Origin of the sequence: Methanoregula sp. (assembly GCF_002835825.1) — an archaeon.
GTDB lineage: Archaea > Halobacteriota > Methanomicrobia > Methanomicrobiales > Methanospirillaceae > Methanoregula.
Genome location: NZ_PIZH01000776.1, coordinates 1 through 1,034 on the forward strand (window position 1 = coordinate 1; position 1,034 = coordinate 1,034).

Below are 1,034 nucleotides of genomic sequence, written 5' to 3' on the forward strand. Positions count from 1 at the left end.
CCGCGAGGCCGGCATCGGCAAGGGTGGCATCGATAACCGCACCGGCATTCTCAATTGCGAGGTTCTTCACCCCGTACGCCACCTCTTCCCGCACGGTGTCGGCAAAGAACATGTGGTCGGGGTTCTGGAAGACGAGACCGACATCGTGGGCGAGCGCCGCGATGCTGTGCTCTTTTGTGTTCTTCCCGTTGACGATAACATCCCCGCTTGTAGGGGAGAGGAGCCGGTTGAAGTGCTTGACAAGCGTGGTCTTGCCCGATCCGTTCTCGCCCACAATGGCGACGAACTCGCCCTTACGGATCGTGAGATTGATCCCGTCAAGTGCCCGCACATTATCGTAACAGTGGGTGAGGTTGCTGACCGTGATGATCGGCTCGTTCTTTTCTGCATGCACTCCGTTCTTCGCTGTTTTCGAGAAGTCGGGCTGTACCATGCCCCGCACATGATCGTTCCTGAGAACCTCGTCCGGAGCACCCTGCGCTGTGATGGCGCCGTTCTCCATGACGATGAGCGTGTCGACAATGTCCCGGAAGTGGCCGAACTTGTGCTCGATTAAGAGGATGGTCTTACCCGATGCCTTGAGGCTTTTGAGGATATCCGCGATCCGTTTCGTTGCATGCTCGTCGAGCTCGGAGGTCGGTTCGTCAAGGATAAGGATGTCGTTTCCGAGCGCGAGCGTTGCTGCGAGGGCTACGCGCTGCTTCTGGCCGCCGGAGAGGTGGTGGGGCGACCGGTCCTTAAGTTCCTCTAAGTAGGTCGTCCGCATAATCCGGGCGAGACGATCTTCGATGACCCCGGCCGAAAGGCCGCGGTACTCGAGCGCAGAGAGGATCTCCTCTTCGACCGTGGTGAAGATCATCTGGGCCTCGGGATCGTCAAAGACGACCCCGACATTCCGGGCAAGCTCCGAGAGGCTCTGGTACCCGGCAACGTCTTTTCCGTCGACGGTGACCGATCCCTCTTTCTTCCCGCCATAATCATGGTGCAGGACACCGGAGGCGGCAAGGCACAGCGAGGTTTTGCCGGCCCCGGAG

Annotated in this window: 1 protein-coding gene; it reads right to left on the reverse strand. The window is 59.5% G+C overall.

Annotated elements, in window-relative coordinates:
- Positions 1-1,034: ABC transporter ATP-binding protein (locus tag CW742_RS15130; protein ID WP_292421857.1), on the reverse strand; the 1,034-nt coding region annotated here is incomplete at both ends.